Raw genomic sequence first — 16,011 nt, 5'->3', positions numbered from 1 at the left:
TCAGCGTGAGCCGAAAATCGAAGAACACCGCCGTCGGCGCCGTCGTTGTCGCCGCTGCGCTCCTGATCAACACGTTCCTGCCCAACAAGGACGAGGGCGCCGCGTCGGGAGACCCCACCTCCTGCCCGAACCTCCCCGCAGAGGCCTGGGACACCATCAACCTCATCGAATCCGGCGGACCCTACCCGCACCCGGAGGACGACTCGCGCTTCGGTAACTACGAGCGCACCCTCCCCGAGGAGCCACTCGGCTACTACCGCGAGTACACCGTGGACACTCCGGGCGTGCACCACCGCGGGCTGCGGCGCATCGTCACCGGCGGCGGAGCCGACGGCGTCGTCGACGAGTGGTACTACACCGACAACCACTACGACACCTTCTGCGAGGTGCAGCCGAGGTAACCAACTGGGGGGAAGGTGGCGTCTCGAGCGCACTCGGGAATTTGTGAACAAAATTACTACACTGCCAACGCATGGGGGAATTTGCAGCGCTGCGCGCACACATTCACAGCCTTCGGGGACGCACAGTACAAGCTCAGCGGCTCAAACGAGCCGTCGCGAGCGGGACTATGGTGCAGATTGGGAGGTATGGGGCCGTCGAAAAGCAGTGGTGGGGCACGCTAGACCCCGACACCCGCCGCATCGCACGAGCCCTCATCCACGGCCGCGAAAACCGCAAAGCCGCCATCGTTGGGCGCACCGCCGCGCGCCTCCACCGCCTCCCCGTGCCGCACCTCGGCCGACAGCCCGAACTCACCGAAGTCGCGCTGCCCAACGGCACCTCCATCACCCGCAGCAAATGGCGCCCCGGCCTCCACTATCGACGCCAAATCCTCCACACCACCGACACCATCGCCGGAATCCGCGTCGCACCCCTGCCCGAAACCATCGCGGGCATCTTCAAATGGGAGCCACGCGCGCAGCTCTACCCCGTCCTCAACCACCTCAAACACATCGGCGGCCACGAGGACACCATCACCGCAGCCATCTGGGCCCTGCCCCACCAACGCGACCGCAACACCCTCCAACTCTGCTGGGAGCGCGCCTCCCACCACCCAATCGCGCTCGAGCTCAGCTACCTCGCCACCGCCCTCCTCTCCCACCACGCACTCCCCGCGCACTACTGGCACACCCAACCGCACCGCGTCATGTACGGCACCCACTTCGCCCTCGCACTCACCGACGCCCCACTTTTCGACGACCACTGCGCCCCCACCGAAACCAGCTGGGTCCGCACATTGCACGTCCCCGTGGAAGCACTCCACCGAGACCTCCGCGGCACGATCAACCTCATCGCCGACACCGTGCGCGCCACCTACCGCGGCCGCCCGCATTGCGACATCTGCCGTGGGCCGCGCGAACCACTCCAATACCCCGACGACCTCCTTTGCGACACGAGCATTGAAGCTTTCATCGCAAAATTGACCCGATTCCCCGACGAGGAGCGGCCCGAAGGCCTCCTTCCCGCGTGGTGATTTTGGGGGTGGCATGTGTGCTCTCGAGCGGAGTCGGGAATTTGTGAACAAAATTGCTTGTGGCTGGAGTCACAAAATACGCAATTCTATTCACGATTTTCCGAACAATCTCGCGAGGCATATCCCCACCCCACACGAGCCGTCGCCGAGGAGAACCTCCGGGAGGGTTCAGAAAACGCCGGAAATGAGCTGTGAGGTGTGGCATACTTTCCGCAGTTGTGACTCAAGACACTGACAGAAAGGCGACCGCATGAACTCGCTCTTCCTCGTACTCATCGGGCTGGCGATGCTGCTCACCGGGTACCTGCTCTATTCAAAGTTCCTGGGCCAGCGGGTCTATAAGCTCTCTGAGAGCTATGAGACCCCGGCGCACACTATGGAAGACGGTGTGGACTACGTGCCCACCAACAAGTACGTGCTGTGGGGCCACCACTTCACTTCCGTGGCGGGCGCCGCGCCGATTATCGGCCCGGCAGTCGCTGTGATTTGGGGTTGGCTGCCCGCATTCCTGTGGGTGACCTTGGGAACGGTGTTCTTTGCGGGGATGCACGACTTGGGGGCGTTGTGGGCGTCGCAAAGGCATAAGGGGCAGTCGATTGGTACGTTGTCGGGGCGCTACATCGGCGCGCGTGGGCGCAATCTCTTCCTCGTGGTGATTTTCCTGCTGCTGCTGATGGTGAATACTGCGTTCGCGGTGGTGATTTCGAACCTGCTGATCGCGACGCCGTCGGCGGTGATTCCGACGTGGGGCGCGATCCTGGTCGCGGTGCTGATTGGGCAGGCGATTTACCGACTGAAGTGGAATCTGCCGCTGGTGTCGGTGGTTGGTGTTGTGGCGCTGTACGCGCTGATGGTGATTGGTGACCGCGTGCCGCTCGCGCTGCCGGAGACGGTGATGGGTATTCCGGATCGCGGTATCTGGATCATTTTGCTGTTCGTGTACGCGTTCATTGCGTCGATGCTGCCGGTGTGGGTGCTGTTGCAGCCGCGTGATTACATCAATGGTCTGCAGCTGTTTGTTGGTCTGATTATTCTGTACGCTTCGTTCTTTATTGTGCGTCCGGAGATTGTGGCGCCGTCGATTAATGAGGCGGTGCCGGAGGGCACGCCGAGTATCTTCCCGCTGCTCTTCGTGACGATTGCGTGTGGTGCGGTGTCTGGCTTCCACGGCATTGTTGCTTCGGGTACGTCGGCGAAGCAGTTGGATAAGGAGACGGACGCGCGCTTCGTCGGGTACTTCGGTGCGGTTGGTGAGGGCCTGCTGGCGCTCGGCACGATTGTGGCGACGACGGGCGGCTACAAGACGATCGCGGATTGGGAAAACGTGTACAACGAGTGGAACGCCGGTGGCGTCAACGCCTTCGTCGAAGGCGGCGGTGCGTTGATGAACCAGGGCCTGGGCATCCCGACGTCCCTGTCGGCCACGATTCTGGCCACCATGGCTGTCCTCTTCGCTGCGACCACGATGGACTCTGGTGTGCGTCTGCAGCGCATGGTGGTCGGCGAAATTGGCCAGATTATGGGCGTGAAGCTCTCCGGCCTGGCAGCCACGATCATCGCGGTGGGTGCGGCACTGGGATTGACGTTCTCGACGGGCCTCGACGGGTCCGGCGGCATGATCATCTGGCCGCTGTTCGGCACCACGAACCAGCTGATGGCCGGGCTGACCCTGGCAGTCCTGGTGGTCATCCTGACCAGGCTTCGTCGCCCGACGCTGCCACTGCTGATCCCGCTGGCGTTCGTGACGCTCATGTCACTGTGGGCGGCGGTGCTGCAGCTGCGCACCCTCTTCGAGGCGGGCAACTGGCTGCTGCTCGCTATCGACGTCGTCATTATTATCTGCGCGATCTGGGTCATCGTTGAGGCGATCACCGCGATCAGCAAGGCGCGCCGCGAGCCAGCCGTCGAGTGGGAGGACACGCCGGTCCATGAGCCTGCGCAGTAAGCTGGCCGCGCTCGGCGCGGGCCTCAGCGAGTTCTACCAGGCGCCCTACCGCCGCGAATTCGCCCGCGCCGCACGCGAGGAGGACGACCTGTTCACCCTGCTGGTTGCCTCCGAAATGCTCGGCATCCCGAACCCCGCCAGCTACTACACACTCGAACTCCTCCCCCTGCTTTACGACGACTTCCACGCCTGGCACACCCGCATGGGCATGGAATACTCACCACTCGACGGAATCTCATGTTGCTAGACGCCCCAGTCATGTTCTTCGGCGGGAAAGGTGGCGTCGGCAAGACGACGATCTCCGCCGCCACAGCCGTGCGCCTCGCCGCGCGCGGCGGCCGCGTCCTCTTAGTTTCGACGGACCCCGCACACAACCTCGGGCACATTTGGAACACCTCGCTTCACGACGCCCCCACCGCCCTCGAACCGAACCTCCACGCCATCGAGCTCGACCCAGCAACCATCACCGACCAGCACCTGCGTGCCGTCGGCGAATCGATGCGCGCCATGATGCCCGAACGCCTCCACCGCGAAGTGGACCGCCACCTGGAGATGTCACGGCACTCCCCCGGCATGCACGAAGCCGCGCTCCTGGAGCGCATCGCCGACCTTGTCGCCGACCGCGGCGACTACGACCACATCATCTTCGACACCGCCCCCTCCGGCCACACCTCCCGCCTCATGGCACTCCCCGAGGTCATGGCCGCCTACACCGACGGCCTCTTGGCCCGGCGCGACAAGTCAGACAAGTTCAGCGAGCTCGTCCGCGGGATGGGCGGCACTTCCGGGAACAGCGGCTCCCCCGTCGACCGCCGCAATCAGCAGATCCGCTCCACGCTACTGAAGCGCCGCCGCAAGTTCGAGCGCCTCCGCGCCGTGCTCACCGATCCCGCCCAGTGCGTCTTCCACATCGTGCTGACCGCGGAGCGCCTGCCGGTCATGGAGTCGATGGAGTTCTACGAGGAGCTCACGTCCCACGGCGTGCACGTCGGCGGGGCTGTGGTGAATCGCCGCACGCCAGATGAGGCCGGCTCTTTTTTGGCGGGACGCCGCGCGGTAGAAACGCGAGCGCTGGAGCTGCTGGACCTGCCGGTGCCGATCCTTGAGCTTCCGTGGCTTCCGGGCGAAATTGGCACGCGGGATGCGCTCGAGCAAATCGCTGGATTCCTCTCCACGTAGAGGTAGAAGGTGTCGTCTCGAGCGGAGTCGGAATTTTGTGAACAGATTTGCTTGTGTTCTGAGTCACAAAAACTGCACTTTTGTTCACGATTTCCCGAATAATCTCGCGAGGCATACCTCTAGTAGAAGCCGTCGAATGCGGCGGCCTTCTTCGCGGTGCGCTCGAGGCGCGACTCCGTCATCGAAGCGATCTGGTCCACGATGACGCGCTCGCGCTCCAGATCTGTCTCGGCGGCCTCGAACCACTGCTGGAACATCGTGTCCAGGGTGCCCGGCGCGCCGGCGCGCAGGTACTCGTGGACGTGGAAGATGCGGTCGCGCTGCCGGTCCTGGCGCGCGAGGTGCGCGGGCTCGTCCATCACATAGAGCACGGCGACGGTCTTGAGAAGACGGACCTCTGCCTCCACGTCAGGCGGGACCACGAGGTTGCCGTGCTGTCTGCCCAGCACGTTGTTTGCTTCGTCGGTGAGCGTGGCCTGCGTGACCCCACCGACGTAGCGCCCGACCAGCTGGGAGGTCAGCGCTTTGAGTTGGGTCCAGGACTGGAGAGTGAAGTCGAAGTCGGCGGCTGCGGCGATGGCGGGCAGGGCCCGGAGGCGGTCGGCGGCGTCGATGAGGGAGTCGGCGGTGCCGCCGAACGCGGCGGCACCTTTCTCGGCGAGGGCTGCGAGCTCAACGAAGTCCCAAAGGACCTGCAGTGACACGCGCGAGGAGACGATGCCGTCCTCGACGTCGTGGACGGAGTAGGCGATGTCGTCGGAAAAGTCCATGACTTGGGCTTCCATGGGTGGGCGCGAATCGGTGTGTCCGGCGCGTGCCCAGGCGAGGATGTCGGCGTCTTCGTCGTAGGCGGAGTATTTGCGGTTGACTGTGCCGTCGGGGTTGGTGCGGGTCCACGGGTATTTGGTGGCGGCGTCGAGGCTGGCCCGGGTGAGGTTGAGGCCGTAGGTGGTGGCGTCGATAATTATTTTTGGTTCGAGGCGCGCGAGGATGCGCAGTGTTTGTGCGTTGCCTTCGAAGCCGCAGGGGGCGACTTCGTTGAGGGCGTTTTCGCCGTTGTGGCCGTAGGGCGGGTGGCCGATGTCGTGGGTGAGGCCGGCCATTTCGCACAAGTCGGGGTGGAGGCCGAGTCCGGTGCCGATACCGCGTGCGATCTGCGCGACTTCCAGCGAGTGGGTCAGGCGTGTGCGTGGTGTGTCGCCGTCGCGGGGTCCGACGACTTGGGTTTTGTCGGCGAGGCGTCGTAGCGCGGCGGAGTGGAGAACGCGGGCACGGTCGCGGGCGAAGGCGTCGCGGGTGTCGGCCTGGGGCGCGGTTTGGGCCCCTTTGGCGGCTTCGGGGGCGCGGCGTTCGACGTCTGCGGCGTTATAGGTGTACACGCCTTCTGAGCGTAAACGGTTCCGGCACGTTTCTGTGTGAGCGACTACCCTCATTGGCATGACTAAGCGCAATTACCGTCTCTTGGCCGCTGCCCCGCTGTTCGTTGGGGGCGCGTTGCTGGCTGTCGCTCCGGTGGCGCAGGCTGCAGCGCCGTCCGTGTCTGTGCAGGCACTTCAGCCCAGCTTGTTGACGACGCCAGTCACCGACGAAGCTAGCGTCCTGACTCCTGGGGAAATTTCCCAGGTTGAGGACGCTATCGCGCAGGTCAGCGCGCAGAAGGGCCGTTCGGTGCGGGTGGTGTTCCTCGATTCTTTTGCGGGCACACCGCCGTCGCAGTGGACGGAGGATGCGGTGCGGGCCAACGGGCCGAACACGGCAGTCATCGCGATTTCGCCGGATGAGCGCGCCTACAGCGTGACTACTGGGGAGCAGTGGTCGTCTGCGGAGGCGGACGCGATTGACCAGGCGGCGTACGCGAAGTTGGTGCAATCCGACTGGGCCGGTGCGGCGTTGGCCGCGGTTGAGGCGGCAGGCAGCTCAGGCGCGGGCTCGAGTGGCACTGGTTCGGGTTCAGGTAGTGGCGAGGCAACCGGCCTGATTGCTGGCGGTGCCGGGCTCGCCGCGGTTGCTGGTGGCGGGTACTGGGCTGTGTCGCGTCGTAAGAACAAGCAGCACCGGGAGGCACAGGTGGCGTCGGCACGCGAGCTGGCACCCGGCGATGCGGATTCGTTGAACCGCCTGCCTACCGCCACCCTGGACGCGGTGGCGCAGGAGACGCTCGTCACCGCTGACGAATCCGTACAGCAGGGTCAGGAGGAGCTGCGCCTGGCTACCTCCGAGTTCGGCGCGGACCGCGTGCGGCCGTTTACTGCCGCGATGAACTCGGCGACCACCGCCTTGCAGCGCGCGTTTTGCACCCAGCAGGCGCTGCACGACGCCATCCCGGAGACCGAGCCGGAACGCCGTGCCATGCTCATCGACATCATTACGTCTGCCCGCACCGCCGAGGCGTCGCTGCGCGCGAAGACGGAGGAGTTCAACTCGATGCGCGATGTGCTGATGCGCGCGCCGGAGGAGATCGAGAAGGTCATGCAGCGCACCGTGGATCTGCGCTCCCGCCTGGAGCCGGCGAAGCAGCAGCTCGCCGCGCTGCGGGAGCAGTACCCTGCCCAGATGCTGCACTCCATCGACGGCAACGTCGAGCTCGCCGCCGAGTCCCTCGACGAGGCCGAGGCACAGCTGGACAAGGCTCGCGGACTTGCCGCACGCCCGGCAGGTGAGCAAGGCCCGCTTCTCGACGTCCTCTCCGCCGCCACCCGCGCCGTCGAACTTTCCGACCACAACCTGTCCGCCATCGAGCATGCGGACGCAAATATCCGGACGGCGAAGGAGAACCTCTCGTCGCTCATTCAGGAAATCCGCGACGAGATCGAGCAGATCGGGCAGCTCGAGGGTGCACGCGCGCAGGGCGCTGACATCGACGTGGCCGCCCTCGACCGCGTCACCGCGACCGCCCGCGAGGCCATCGCCAACATCGGCGACCGCGACACCACCGACCCGCTGAGCCTGTACGCCGACTTGAGCGACGTCGACGCCCAGCTCGACGCCGAGATCGAACGCGCCGAGGGCGCCGCCCACGACCAGTCACGGGCGCTGACCATGTTCGACCAGCAGATGCAGGTAGCCACCACCCAGATCCAGTCCGCCGAGGACATGATTCGTTCCCGCGGCCGCATCATCAGCTCGCAGCCGCGCACGCTGCTGGCCCAGGCACAGCGCGAGTACGCGGAGGCCCAGCAGCGCCGCACCAGCAACACCCGCGAGGCCATCGAGTACGCCCGCCAGGCAACCACCACCGCGCGTCGCGCGATCCAGGCCGCCAAGGACGATCTGGATCAGTACCGCCGCGCCCAAGCCCGCGATACCGCGAACTCCATGGCGCAGGCCGTGCTGTGGGGCTCGATCCTGTCCGGCGGCGGCAACCGCGGGGGCGGCTTCGGGGGCGGAGGATTCGGTGGAGGCGGCGGCTTCTCCGGTGGCGGCGGTGGCGGGATGAACACCCGCGGCGGCACTTTCTAACCGGCTAGTAGCGCAGCCTGCGCGTGGGCGTATCCACGTACGTGAGCGCCCACGTTATAAACAGCAGGTCCCCCACGAGCGCCTCGGAGGCGCAGTCCCCCTGAACGGTCACCTCCAACTCACCGTTGAGGTGGCCGTTTGTTGTTGCGACGGTGATACCGCGGGCGTCGATAATGTCGCGGCAGCGCCCCCGGGTTCTGCGCACCGTGTACGGCCTGCCGCCGCACTCGGCGGCGTAGCGCGCCACCGTCAGGCTCGTCTTGCGTAGCAGATAGCGCTGGCCGCGCTCGTCGACCCCGCGCAGCGACGCAGGGGACGTCGACACCATCGTGATGCGGTGGCCGTCCGCGGTGATCGTGGCGCCCTCCACGGTTGCCACCGCCGCATCGGTTCCTTCGAGCGCCGCACCGCGCCACCACACCGTGGTCATTAGAGGAACATCACCAGCACGATGATTCCCGAGAACAGCAACAGCGTGCCGATCAACGCATTCGAAATCCCGAGCTTCTTCGCCTCCAGGACCTCGCGGCTTACCCACGCCAGGCCGGCCACGTCGGTGGCAGGCAGGGTGGTCTCGCCCTCGAACTCGAGGATTGCCTTGCGCACCCCGTTGTGGTCCTGGGTGAACTGCGCGACCTTCTCGCCGGCGGCGTCGTTGACCACCCAGTTCTTGCCCCACTCGTTGACCAGCACGTAGGAGCGCTCCCCGATGTGCACAGGGATCTCCTTCGCGCGTGCCAAGGAAGCGGTGGCTTCCACCACTGTCTCACCGTTACACTTCGCCACCGCGCCGGACTCAGGGGCGACCAGCAGGTCCCACTGCTGCCCGCCCACCGTTGCGGACTCGTGCGTGAATTCGCCGAGTACCTCCGGGCCGGCCTCAGCCAACAGCTTCGGGGCGTCGCGCTGCGTGCGGTCCCAGCTTACGTAATGCATGGCGAGTGCCTCCTAGCAGCCGATTAGGCGGGTAGCCAGGTATGCCTCGAGCTCGTCGATCTTGACGCGCTCCTGCTCCATCGTGTCACGCTCGCGGACGGTCACGGCGCCATCCTCAAGCGAGTCGAAGTCGAAGGTCACGCAGAACGGCGTACCGGTCTCGTCCTGGCGGCGGTAGCGACGGCCGATCGCGCCGGAGGTGTCGAAGTCGACGTTCCAGTGCTGGCGCAGCTTCGCGGCGAGCTCCTCAGCGGGCTCGGCAAGCTCGGACTTCTTGGACAGCGGCAGCACAGCAACCTTCACCGGCGCCAGGCGTCGATCCAGCTTCAGCACCACGCGGGTATCCGTGCCGCCCTTGGCGTTCGGGGCCTCTTCCTCGTGGTAGGCGTCGACAAGGAAGGCCATCAGTGCGCGGCCAAGGCCTGCTGCAGGCTCGATGCAGTACGGCGTCCAGCGCTCGTTTGCTGCCTGGTCGAAGTAGGACAGGTCCTCGCCGGACTTCTCGGAGTGCGTGCGCAGGTCGTAGTCCGTGCGGTTCGCGATGCCCTCGAGCTCGCCCCACTTGGAGCCGGTGAAGTTGTAGGCGTACTCGATGTCGACGGTGCGCTTCGAGTAGTGCGACAGCTTCTCCTTCGGGTGCTCGTACAGGCGCAGGTTATCCGGGTTAACCCCCAGGTCAATGTACCACTGCAGACGGTTGTCAATCCAGTACTGGTGCCACTCTTCGTCCTCACCCGGCTTGACGAAGAACTCCATCTCCATCTGCTCAAACTCACGGGTACGGAAAATGAAGTTGCCCGGCGTGATCTCGTTGCGGAAGGACTTGCCGATGTTCGCGATACCGAACGGCGGCTTCAGACGCGCCGACGTCATCACGTTCTTGAAGTTCACAAAGATGCCCTGCGCCGTCTCCGGGCGCATGTAGTGCAGGCCCTCCTTGTCGTCGACCGGGCCGAGGTACGTCTTCATCAGGCCCGAGAACTCACGCGGCTCAGTCCAGTTGCCCGGCTGGCCCGTCTCCGGGTCCTTGATGTCAGCCAAACCGTTTACTGGCGGGTGGCCGTGCTTCTCCTCGTAGGCCTCCAGCAGGTGGTCAGCGCGGTAGCGCTTGTTGGTGTACAGCGACTCCACCAGCGGGTCCGTGAACACCTCCACGTGGCCCGATGCCTCCCACACCTGACGCGGCAGGATAATCGACGTATCCACGCCGACCGTATCCTTCCGGGACTGCACCATGTGCTTCCACCACTGGCGCTTGATGTTTTCCTTCAGCTCGACACCGAGCGGACCGTAGTCCCATGCAGAACGCGTACCGCCGTAAATTTCACCGGCCGGGTACACAAGGCCACGGCGCTTGCAAAGGTTAACAACGGTATCGATCTTGCTGGCTGACATGAACACTCCTCATATATGGGTGATGCAAAAACTACCCGCTTAGTGTAGCCAATCCCCCAGACACTTAGCATCTACCCCACCACATTGGCGCCGTCCGCTACTCTGGGACGCACTATGCCAAGCTCGAATAACCCCGTCAGGAAACTCGGCCCACGCATGACCCGCCAGCGCCAGGCCGTCGTGGACGCGCTGAAAGACATTGACAAGTTCAGCCCCGCCAAAGACATCCACGCAGCGCTGATCGACCGCGACGAGCAAGTCGGTCTCACCACCGTCTACCGCACGTTGCAGGGGCTCGCGGAAATCGGCGCCGTCGACGTCATCCAAAGCCCAGAGGGCGAAACCCTCTACCGGCACTGCCTCACCGAGCACCACCACCATCACCTCGTGTGCGTCAAGTGCGGCACCAGCGAGGAGATCGAAGGCGGCCCCGTCGAGTCCTGGGCCGAAGCCACGGCCAAAGAGCACGGCTTCACACTCGTCGCCCACGAGGCCGAAATCTACGGCGTCTGCAGCAACTGCCAGGCCTAATCAAACTTATCGACGGCCCCTCCGAACCTCCTGTCCCGCTTCGCATACTCGTAGACGGCGTCGAACATGTCGTCCTTGGTGAAGTCCGGGAAGAGCTTGTCCTGGTAGACCATCTCCGCGTACGCTGACTGCCACAGCAAAAAGTTCGACGTCCGCTTCTCCCCACTCGGCCGCAAAAACAGGTCCACGTCCGGCATATCCGGGCGGTACATGTACTTCGCGAACGTCTTCTCCGTAATATCCCCAGGCGCAATCTTGCCGTCCCGAGCGTCCTTGGCCAGCTGGCGGGCGCCGTCGATAATCTCGGCGCGACCACCGTAATTGATGCACATCGCAAGTGTGAGCCCCGTGTTGTCCTGGGTGAGCTCCTCGGCGGCCTCGAGCTCGCGAAGCACCGAGCGCCACAGCCGCGGGCGGCGCCCCGCCCACACGATGCGCACGTTCTTCTCGTGCAGTTCCTCGCGCTGGCGGTGCAACACATCGCGCGAAAAGCCCATGATGAACCGCACCTCCGAGGCCGCGCGGCGCCAGTTCTCCGTCGAGAACGCATACGCCGACAGCCACTCCACCGACCCCATCTCAATGCAGGCATCCACGCAGTCCAGCAGCACCGCCTCACCACGCTTGTGGCCCTCGGTGCGCTTCATGCCACGCTCCTGCGCCCACCTGCCGTTACCGTCCATCACCAACGCGATATGACGAGGAATAAACTCCGGGGAAATCTGCGGTCTGCTCATGGGAAACATTATGCCTGCTTCATCACTCGCAAACTTGTTAACCCCGCCCCCAAATAAAACTGCAGGTGAGCAGACGTCGCCCGGTGCACCTGCTCCGCGAACTCCTCCGAACACACATGGTCATGCTCCAACAGCCACATCAAATGCAGCACCTCCGGGTCCACATCCATCGCCCCCGGCGGCCTGCACAGCGTGCACACCGCTCCACCCGCCGCCGCGTGAAACGCCTTATGCGGCCCCGGCGCCTGACAGTTCGCGCAGTTAAACAGGCTCATCCTCCAGCCCGCGTGCGCCGCCGCCTTCAACAAAAACGCGTCCAGCACCAAGGTCGGGTGCGTCGGCGACTGCAGACGCTCGAAGCCCTCCTGCAGCAGCGCAAATAACTCCGGATCCCCCTGATCAAAGGACAGCTTCTCGGCAGCCTCCAACATCGCGCAACCCGCCGCGTACCTATCGAAGTCATCAATGATCGCGTGACCATAAAACGCGACGGTATCGGCGCTAGTGATCGTCGATAAGCCTCTGCCCGGATAAACCTGCACATCCACCTCGACGAACGGCTGCAAGCGCGACCCGAACCGCGACCGCGCCTTGCGCACCCCCTTCGCCACACCCCGCACCAAGCCATGATCGCGCGTCAACAACACAACAACGCGATCCGCCTCCCCGAAATCGTACGTGCGCACCACAAACGCACGATCACGCCACGACGGCCTCCCCGTGCCGCGACCTCTCCTAGAAGCCAAGACGCCCCAACGCCTTCGGGTCCTCCTGCCAATTCTTCAACACCTTCAAACGCACATCCAGGTACACATTCTGACCCACAAGCTCCATAATCTGCTTCCGCGAACGGTGCACAATCCCGCTCAAACGACGCCCACCAGGCCCCTCAATAATCCGCTTCTGGCCCGGGCGCTCCAAAAACATCACCGCGTAAATCATCATCCGATCCGGACGCTCCGGATCCGGATGCATCTCATCAATCTGCACCGCCACCGAGTGCGGCAACTCCTCACGCAGCCCACTCAGCGCCTCCTCACGGATCAACTCCTCAATCCGCGCCTCAACGCCCTCATCCGTCACCTGATCAACCGGATAAAACCGCGGGCCCTCCGGAAGCTTGCTCACCAACACATCCATCAGCACGTCCAGCTGCACCCGGTCCTTCGCAGACACCGGCACCAACTCCACGTCCTTACCCAAGTACTCGTGCATCTCCAACAGACGCTCCCCCACCACGTCCTTCGGCACCTTGTCCAACTTCGTCACGATGCCCACAATCGGCGTCTTCGGCTTCGCCGCCCGAATCTCCTCCAAAATGTAGCGATCCCCCGGCCCCAACTTCTCATCCGCAGGCACCGTAAACCCAATCACGTCCACATCCTGGTACGTATCCTTCACGATCTCATTCAGCCGCTGCCCCAACAACGTCCGCGGCCGGTGCACCCCCGGCGTATCCACCACAATCACCTGCGCATCCTCCCGATTCACCACCCCACGAATCGGCCGACGCGTCGTCTCCGGCTGATCCGCCATAATCGCAATCTTCTCCCCTACCAACGCATTCATCAGCGTCGACTTGCCCGTATTCGGCCTGCCCACAAAGCTGACAAAGCCCGACCGAAACCCCTCCGGGGTCTGCGTGAAGCCGGCGTAGTCGGGAGTGCTCGCGTTTGCGTCTGCTGGTGCGTTGGACAGATCTGGGAACTCCGGGAAGTTTTCGCTCATGGTGCAGAAGTCTACCCTGCGCGGTTGGCAGTACGGTGTTGTCGCTGTTTTAGCTCGGGCCGTTTTCGTTTCGTTTTAGCTCCGGTGGAGGTGTTAAAGGAGTGAGCGACGCTGGTCGCTGAAAATCAGCCCGGCAGGGTGAAAACACGCGACCTGCATCGCACGCTTCTAAGCGCACGCTTTTAGCAATTTGGGGTGCGCTGGAGGCAAGTTGTAGCGCTGCTGGGTGTCTACGACGGTGCGGAAATGGCGTGCTGCCATCTGAATTCGCGTGACTCTCGTGCCGCTTTCACTCCGGTGGAGGTGTTAAAGGAGTGCGACGCTGGTCGCTGAAAATCGGCCCGGCAGGGTGAAAACACGCGACCTGCATCGCACGCTTCTAAGCGCACGCTTTTAGCAAAATGAGCGCGAAAACGGGCGCAATTTGAGCGCGAAAGCGGCGCGAAACAGGTTGCGAAAGCGGCGCAAAACGGGCGCGAAACACGTGGCGAAAACCAGAGCGAAACGTGGAACGAAACGGACGCGAGCTACCGGCGGGCGCGGTTCAGGGCGGAGTGGACCGTCGATAAGAAGGAGGCAGGGTTGCTTTCCACATCGTGGGGAGAAAAACGGATCAGCTCATAGCCGAGATTGCGCAGAGTATCGGCGCGGCGCTTCTCCTTCAGCAGCACATCTGCCGTATCCACGTCGGGGCCAATGTACTTCATGTTCCCATCGATTTCGATGATCAGTGCGTTTTCCACGAGAAGGTCTACACGGTAGCGCGTCGAGTCTATCCATACGTTGGACAACACATTCCTGAAGCCCGCGTCCAGTAGCACTGCCGTAGTATAGGACTCCGGCGCAGACTCCGGACCGAGCACCGCATACTGAACAGCCTTCCGAGCTGCCCCAATCCCATGAAACCGGGGAGTCGTGCGCATTAAATACTGCAGCTGTGGCGCGATGAGCGTGCGCGAAAAGAGCAGCCAGTCCGCGGCTACGAGTGCGTGCTTGAACCCTGCCTCGCGGGCAATCTCCAAAAAGGTCCGGTACGGAGTTGTTGTGCTCAGATGCTGGCCTTGCACCACCTCATCCGGCCGAAATCGCGACCGCACGTAGCGTACATCCGGCTGCCGAGTCGGCTTCGGCGGCGGGTTGTGCGTCAACATCGAGACCTGCGGCATCGGCTGATTGACCGTCCACATCCCCAGCAGGTGCGCCGCCGCCCGCCCCGTCACCACCGCAGTCTGCGCAACCGCACCGACAGCGAAGCTCCGCGCCCAGTCACGCTGGTACTGCGGGACCTCCTCAATTATCGACGCCGGCACCGCCACCCCCGACGACAACCTCACTAACTCGCCAGAGTCCAAGCGCTCCCGCACCTCTCTACTCACATTCACGCAGCTCCGAACGTCAACGAACTCTGAGCGCAACCGTGTTTTCCAGTCCCCCGTATCCATGCGCCTCATTGTGGCAGGTATGTGGTCACCGGCGCCAGGGTTTTTCGGCTTTGCACACCATGGTGTGCATCCGGGGGCACCCGACCTGGCCGCGAGCGCTGCCTCGAAAACGCCTCAAATACCACCTCGAAAACGTTCCGGTGGAGGTGTTAAAGGAGTGCGACGCTGGTCGCCGAGAATCGGCCCGGCAGGGTGAAAACACGCGACCTGCATCGCACGCTTCTAAGCGCACGCTTTGAGCAAAACGGGCGCAAAAAAGGCGCAAAAAAGGCACGAAAACGGCGCGAAAAGAGCGCGAAAACGCAGGCGGAACAGCCGGCGCCAAAGGCTACAGCGCCTCGACCTCGAACTGCAGCTGAGGGTTGGCGTAGGCGTCCTGGGACTCGACGAGTAGGAGCTCGGCGGAGTCGGCGTCGTAGGTGCGCTTGAGCAGGTCGTAGACGGAGCTGGCAGTCTTGGCCAAGGCGTCGGCGGCGTTGCCGCCGCGCAGGTAGTGGCCGGTGAAGAGGGCTGCGGTGACGTCGCCGGAGCCGTTGCGCTTGAATGGCAGGCGTGGGGTGCGCACGATCCACTTGCCGTGGTCGTCGACGGCGATCATTTCGATGGTGTCGGCGGGGGCGTCGGCGCGTTCGACGGAGGTGACGAGGACGGTGGAGGGGCCCATCTCGCGGGCGGCATCGACGGCGCAGAGGGTGGAGTCCAGGTCGGTGACGTCTTGTTCTACGAGGTAGCCGAGTTCGAACTGGTTGGGGGTGATGAGGTCGGCGACGGGGACGACGCGGTCGCGTAGGAGGGGCGGGATGTTGTCGGAGACGAAGCAGCCGGATTTGGCGCTGCCCATGACTGGGTCGCAGGCGTAGATGGCGTCGGGGTTGACGGCTTTGACGCGGGCGACGGTGTCGATGATGACGTCGGCGATGTCGTCGCCGCCTTGGTAGCCGGAGAGGATGGCGTCGACACGCGGGAGGGCCCCGCGCTCCTCGATGCCGTCGATGATGGCCGCAACCTCCGTGGCTGGGATCATTGGGCCTTTCCAGGAGCCGTACCCGGTGTGGTTGGAGTAGTTGACGGTGTAGACGGGCCACACTTCGTGGCCGATGCGCTGCAGTGGGAAGACGGCGGCGGAGTTGCCTACGTGGCCGTAGGAGACGGCGGACTGGATCGACAAGATATTGCTCATGGGGA

Annotated in this window: 16 protein-coding genes; 7 read left to right on the top strand and 9 right to left on the bottom strand. The window is 64.0% G+C overall.

Annotation, left to right across the window (positions count from 1 at the left end; genetic code table 11):
* Positions 1-5: 5 nt before the first annotated feature.
* The 5 genes from BJP05_RS02885 to BJP05_RS02865 all read left to right on the top strand — a co-directional run bounded on the left by BJP05_RS02885 (position 6) and on the right by BJP05_RS02865 (position 4,598).
* Positions 6-401 (top strand): ribonuclease domain-containing protein, encoded by a 396-nt coding sequence (locus BJP05_RS02885; protein WP_083329387.1) that lies wholly within the window; start codon positions 6-8, stop codon positions 399-401.
* Between the two features lie 71 nt (positions 402-472).
* Complete coding sequence (locus BJP05_RS02880; RefSeq protein WP_145945238.1) at positions 473-1,474, top strand: hypothetical protein; 1,002 nt, start codon at positions 473-475, stop codon at positions 1,472-1,474.
* Between the two features lie 250 nt (positions 1,475-1,724).
* A complete protein-coding gene (locus tag BJP05_RS02875) occupies positions 1,725-3,419 on the top strand; it encodes a carbon starvation protein A (RefSeq protein WP_070362100.1) in 1,695 nt (564 codons plus the stop codon).
* Positions 3,403-3,666 carry a cory-CC-star protein gene (locus tag BJP05_RS02870; RefSeq protein WP_070362099.1) on the top strand — a complete coding sequence of 88 codons (264 nt, stop codon included), beginning with the start codon at positions 3,403-3,405 and terminating at the stop codon, positions 3,664-3,666. Before BJP05_RS02875 ends, BJP05_RS02870 begins: the two co-directional genes overlap by 17 nt.
* Entirely contained in the window at positions 3,657-4,598 is a 942-nt protein-coding gene (locus BJP05_RS02865) for an ArsA family ATPase (RefSeq protein ID WP_205634844.1), read from the top strand. The genes BJP05_RS02870 and BJP05_RS02865 overlap by 10 nt, the downstream gene beginning before the upstream one ends.
* Positions 4,599-4,717: 119 nt before the next feature.
* Here BJP05_RS02865 and BJP05_RS02860 read toward each other — a convergent pair whose 3' ends face one another.
* Entirely contained in the window at positions 4,718-6,031 is a 1,314-nt protein-coding gene (locus BJP05_RS02860) for a deoxyguanosinetriphosphate triphosphohydrolase (RefSeq protein WP_145945237.1), read from the bottom strand.
* Between the two features lie 4 nt (positions 6,032-6,035).
* On the opposite strand from BJP05_RS02860, the gene BJP05_RS02855 reads away from it, so the two are divergent.
* Positions 6,036-8,057, top strand: coding sequence for a TPM domain-containing protein (locus tag BJP05_RS02855; protein ID WP_070362097.1), 2,022 nt, complete (start codon positions 6,036-6,038; stop codon positions 8,055-8,057).
* A gap of 4 nt (positions 8,058-8,061) precedes the next feature.
* Here BJP05_RS02855 and BJP05_RS02850 read toward each other — a convergent pair whose 3' ends face one another.
* From BJP05_RS02850 to BJP05_RS02840, 3 genes are read right to left on the bottom strand one after another with little or no spacing between them, the layout of a single operon-like run.
* A complete protein-coding gene (locus BJP05_RS02850; RefSeq protein WP_070362096.1) occupies positions 8,062-8,487 on the bottom strand; it encodes a hypothetical protein in 426 nt (141 codons plus the stop codon).
* The gene (locus tag BJP05_RS02845; RefSeq protein WP_070362095.1) at positions 8,487-8,993 is read right to left on the bottom strand and encodes a hypothetical protein; all 507 of its coding nucleotides are present in this window, start codon (positions 8,991-8,993) and stop codon (positions 8,487-8,489) included. Before BJP05_RS02845 ends, BJP05_RS02850 begins: the two co-directional genes overlap by 1 nt.
* A 12-nt stretch (positions 8,994-9,005) precedes the next feature.
* On the bottom strand, positions 9,006-10,388 hold the full coding sequence (locus BJP05_RS02840) for a glycine--tRNA ligase (protein WP_070362094.1): 1,383 nt from the start codon (positions 10,386-10,388) through the stop codon (positions 9,006-9,008).
* Between the two features lie 114 nt (positions 10,389-10,502).
* On the opposite strand from BJP05_RS02840, the gene BJP05_RS02835 reads away from it, so the two are divergent.
* Complete coding sequence (locus tag BJP05_RS02835) at positions 10,503-10,919, top strand: Fur family transcriptional regulator (protein WP_070362093.1); 417 nt, start codon at positions 10,503-10,505, stop codon at positions 10,917-10,919.
* Here the strand turns inward: BJP05_RS02835 and BJP05_RS02830 are convergent.
* The 5 genes from BJP05_RS02830 to pdxY form a co-directional block, all read right to left on the bottom strand.
* Complete coding sequence (locus tag BJP05_RS02830) at positions 10,916-11,656, bottom strand: isoprenyl transferase (RefSeq protein WP_240492792.1); 741 nt, start codon at positions 11,654-11,656, stop codon at positions 10,916-10,918. The genes BJP05_RS02835 and BJP05_RS02830 overlap by 4 nt on opposite strands.
* Before the next feature lie 8 nt (positions 11,657-11,664).
* Positions 11,665-12,402, bottom strand: coding sequence for a DNA repair protein RecO (gene recO, locus BJP05_RS02825; RefSeq protein ID WP_070362091.1), 738 nt, complete (start codon positions 12,400-12,402; stop codon positions 11,665-11,667).
* Positions 12,392-13,384: a GTPase Era gene (gene era / locus BJP05_RS02820; RefSeq protein WP_084028550.1), complete on the bottom strand. Its 993-nt coding sequence runs from the start codon at positions 13,382-13,384 to the stop codon at positions 12,392-12,394. The genes recO and era overlap by 11 nt, the downstream gene beginning before the upstream one ends.
* 527 nt (positions 13,385-13,911) lie before the next feature.
* On the bottom strand, positions 13,912-14,826 hold the full coding sequence (locus BJP05_RS02815; RefSeq protein ID WP_168156169.1) for a DUF559 domain-containing protein: 915 nt from the start codon (positions 14,824-14,826) through the stop codon (positions 13,912-13,914).
* 328 nt (positions 14,827-15,154) lie between these two features.
* Positions 15,155-16,006, bottom strand: a complete 852-nt coding sequence (gene pdxY / locus BJP05_RS02810) for a pyridoxal kinase PdxY (protein WP_070362089.1) — start codon at positions 16,004-16,006, stop codon at positions 15,155-15,157.
* Between the last annotated feature and the right edge of the window lie 5 nt (positions 16,007-16,011).

Origin of the sequence: Corynebacterium sp. NML98-0116 (assembly GCF_001767255.1) — a bacterium.
Lineage (GTDB): Bacteria > Actinomycetota > Actinomycetes > Mycobacteriales > Mycobacteriaceae > Corynebacterium > Corynebacterium pseudogenitalium.
Note: the sequence above shows the minus strand (reverse complement) of the source record. Positions and strands in the feature narration are given on the sequence as shown.

Excerpts from the sequence above, each read along its gene's own strand:
- BJP05_RS02880 (WP_145945238.1), top strand. The coding sequence starts at position 473 with ATGGGGGAATTTGCAGCGCTGCGCGCACACATTCACAGCCTTCGGGGA.
- BJP05_RS02875 (WP_070362100.1), top strand. The coding sequence starts at position 1,725 with ATGAACTCGCTCTTCCTCGTACTCATCGGGCTGGCGATGCTGCTCACC.
- BJP05_RS02870 (WP_070362099.1), top strand. The coding sequence starts at position 3,403 with ATGAGCCTGCGCAGTAAGCTGGCCGCGCTCGGCGCGGGCCTCAGCGAG.
- BJP05_RS02865 (WP_205634844.1), top strand. The coding sequence starts at position 3,657 with ATGTTGCTAGACGCCCCAGTCATGTTCTTCGGCGGGAAAGGTGGCGTC.
- BJP05_RS02860 (WP_145945237.1), bottom strand. The coding sequence starts at position 6,031 with ATGAGGGTAGTCGCTCACACAGAAACGTGCCGGAACCGTTTACGCTCA.
- BJP05_RS02855 (WP_070362097.1), top strand. The coding sequence starts at position 6,036 with ATGACTAAGCGCAATTACCGTCTCTTGGCCGCTGCCCCGCTGTTCGTT.
- BJP05_RS02850 (WP_070362096.1), bottom strand. The coding sequence starts at position 8,487 with ATGACCACGGTGTGGTGGCGCGGTGCGGCGCTCGAAGGAACCGATGCG.
- BJP05_RS02845 (WP_070362095.1), bottom strand. The coding sequence starts at position 8,993 with ATGCATTACGTAAGCTGGGACCGCACGCAGCGCGACGCCCCGAAGCTG.
- BJP05_RS02840 (WP_070362094.1), bottom strand. The coding sequence starts at position 10,388 with ATGTCAGCCAGCAAGATCGATACCGTTGTTAACCTTTGCAAGCGCCGT.
- BJP05_RS02835 (WP_070362093.1), top strand. The coding sequence starts at position 10,503 with ATGCCAAGCTCGAATAACCCCGTCAGGAAACTCGGCCCACGCATGACC.
- BJP05_RS02830 (WP_240492792.1), bottom strand. The coding sequence starts at position 11,656 with ATGAGCAGACCGCAGATTTCCCCGGAGTTTATTCCTCGTCATATCGCG.
- era (WP_084028550.1), bottom strand. The coding sequence starts at position 13,384 with ATGAGCGAAAACTTCCCGGAGTTCCCAGATCTGTCCAACGCACCAGCA.
- BJP05_RS02815 (WP_168156169.1), bottom strand. The coding sequence starts at position 14,826 with ATGGATACGGGGGACTGGAAAACACGGTTGCGCTCAGAGTTCGTTGAC.
- pdxY (WP_070362089.1), bottom strand. The coding sequence starts at position 16,006 with ATGAGCAATATCTTGTCGATCCAGTCCGCCGTCTCCTACGGCCACGTA.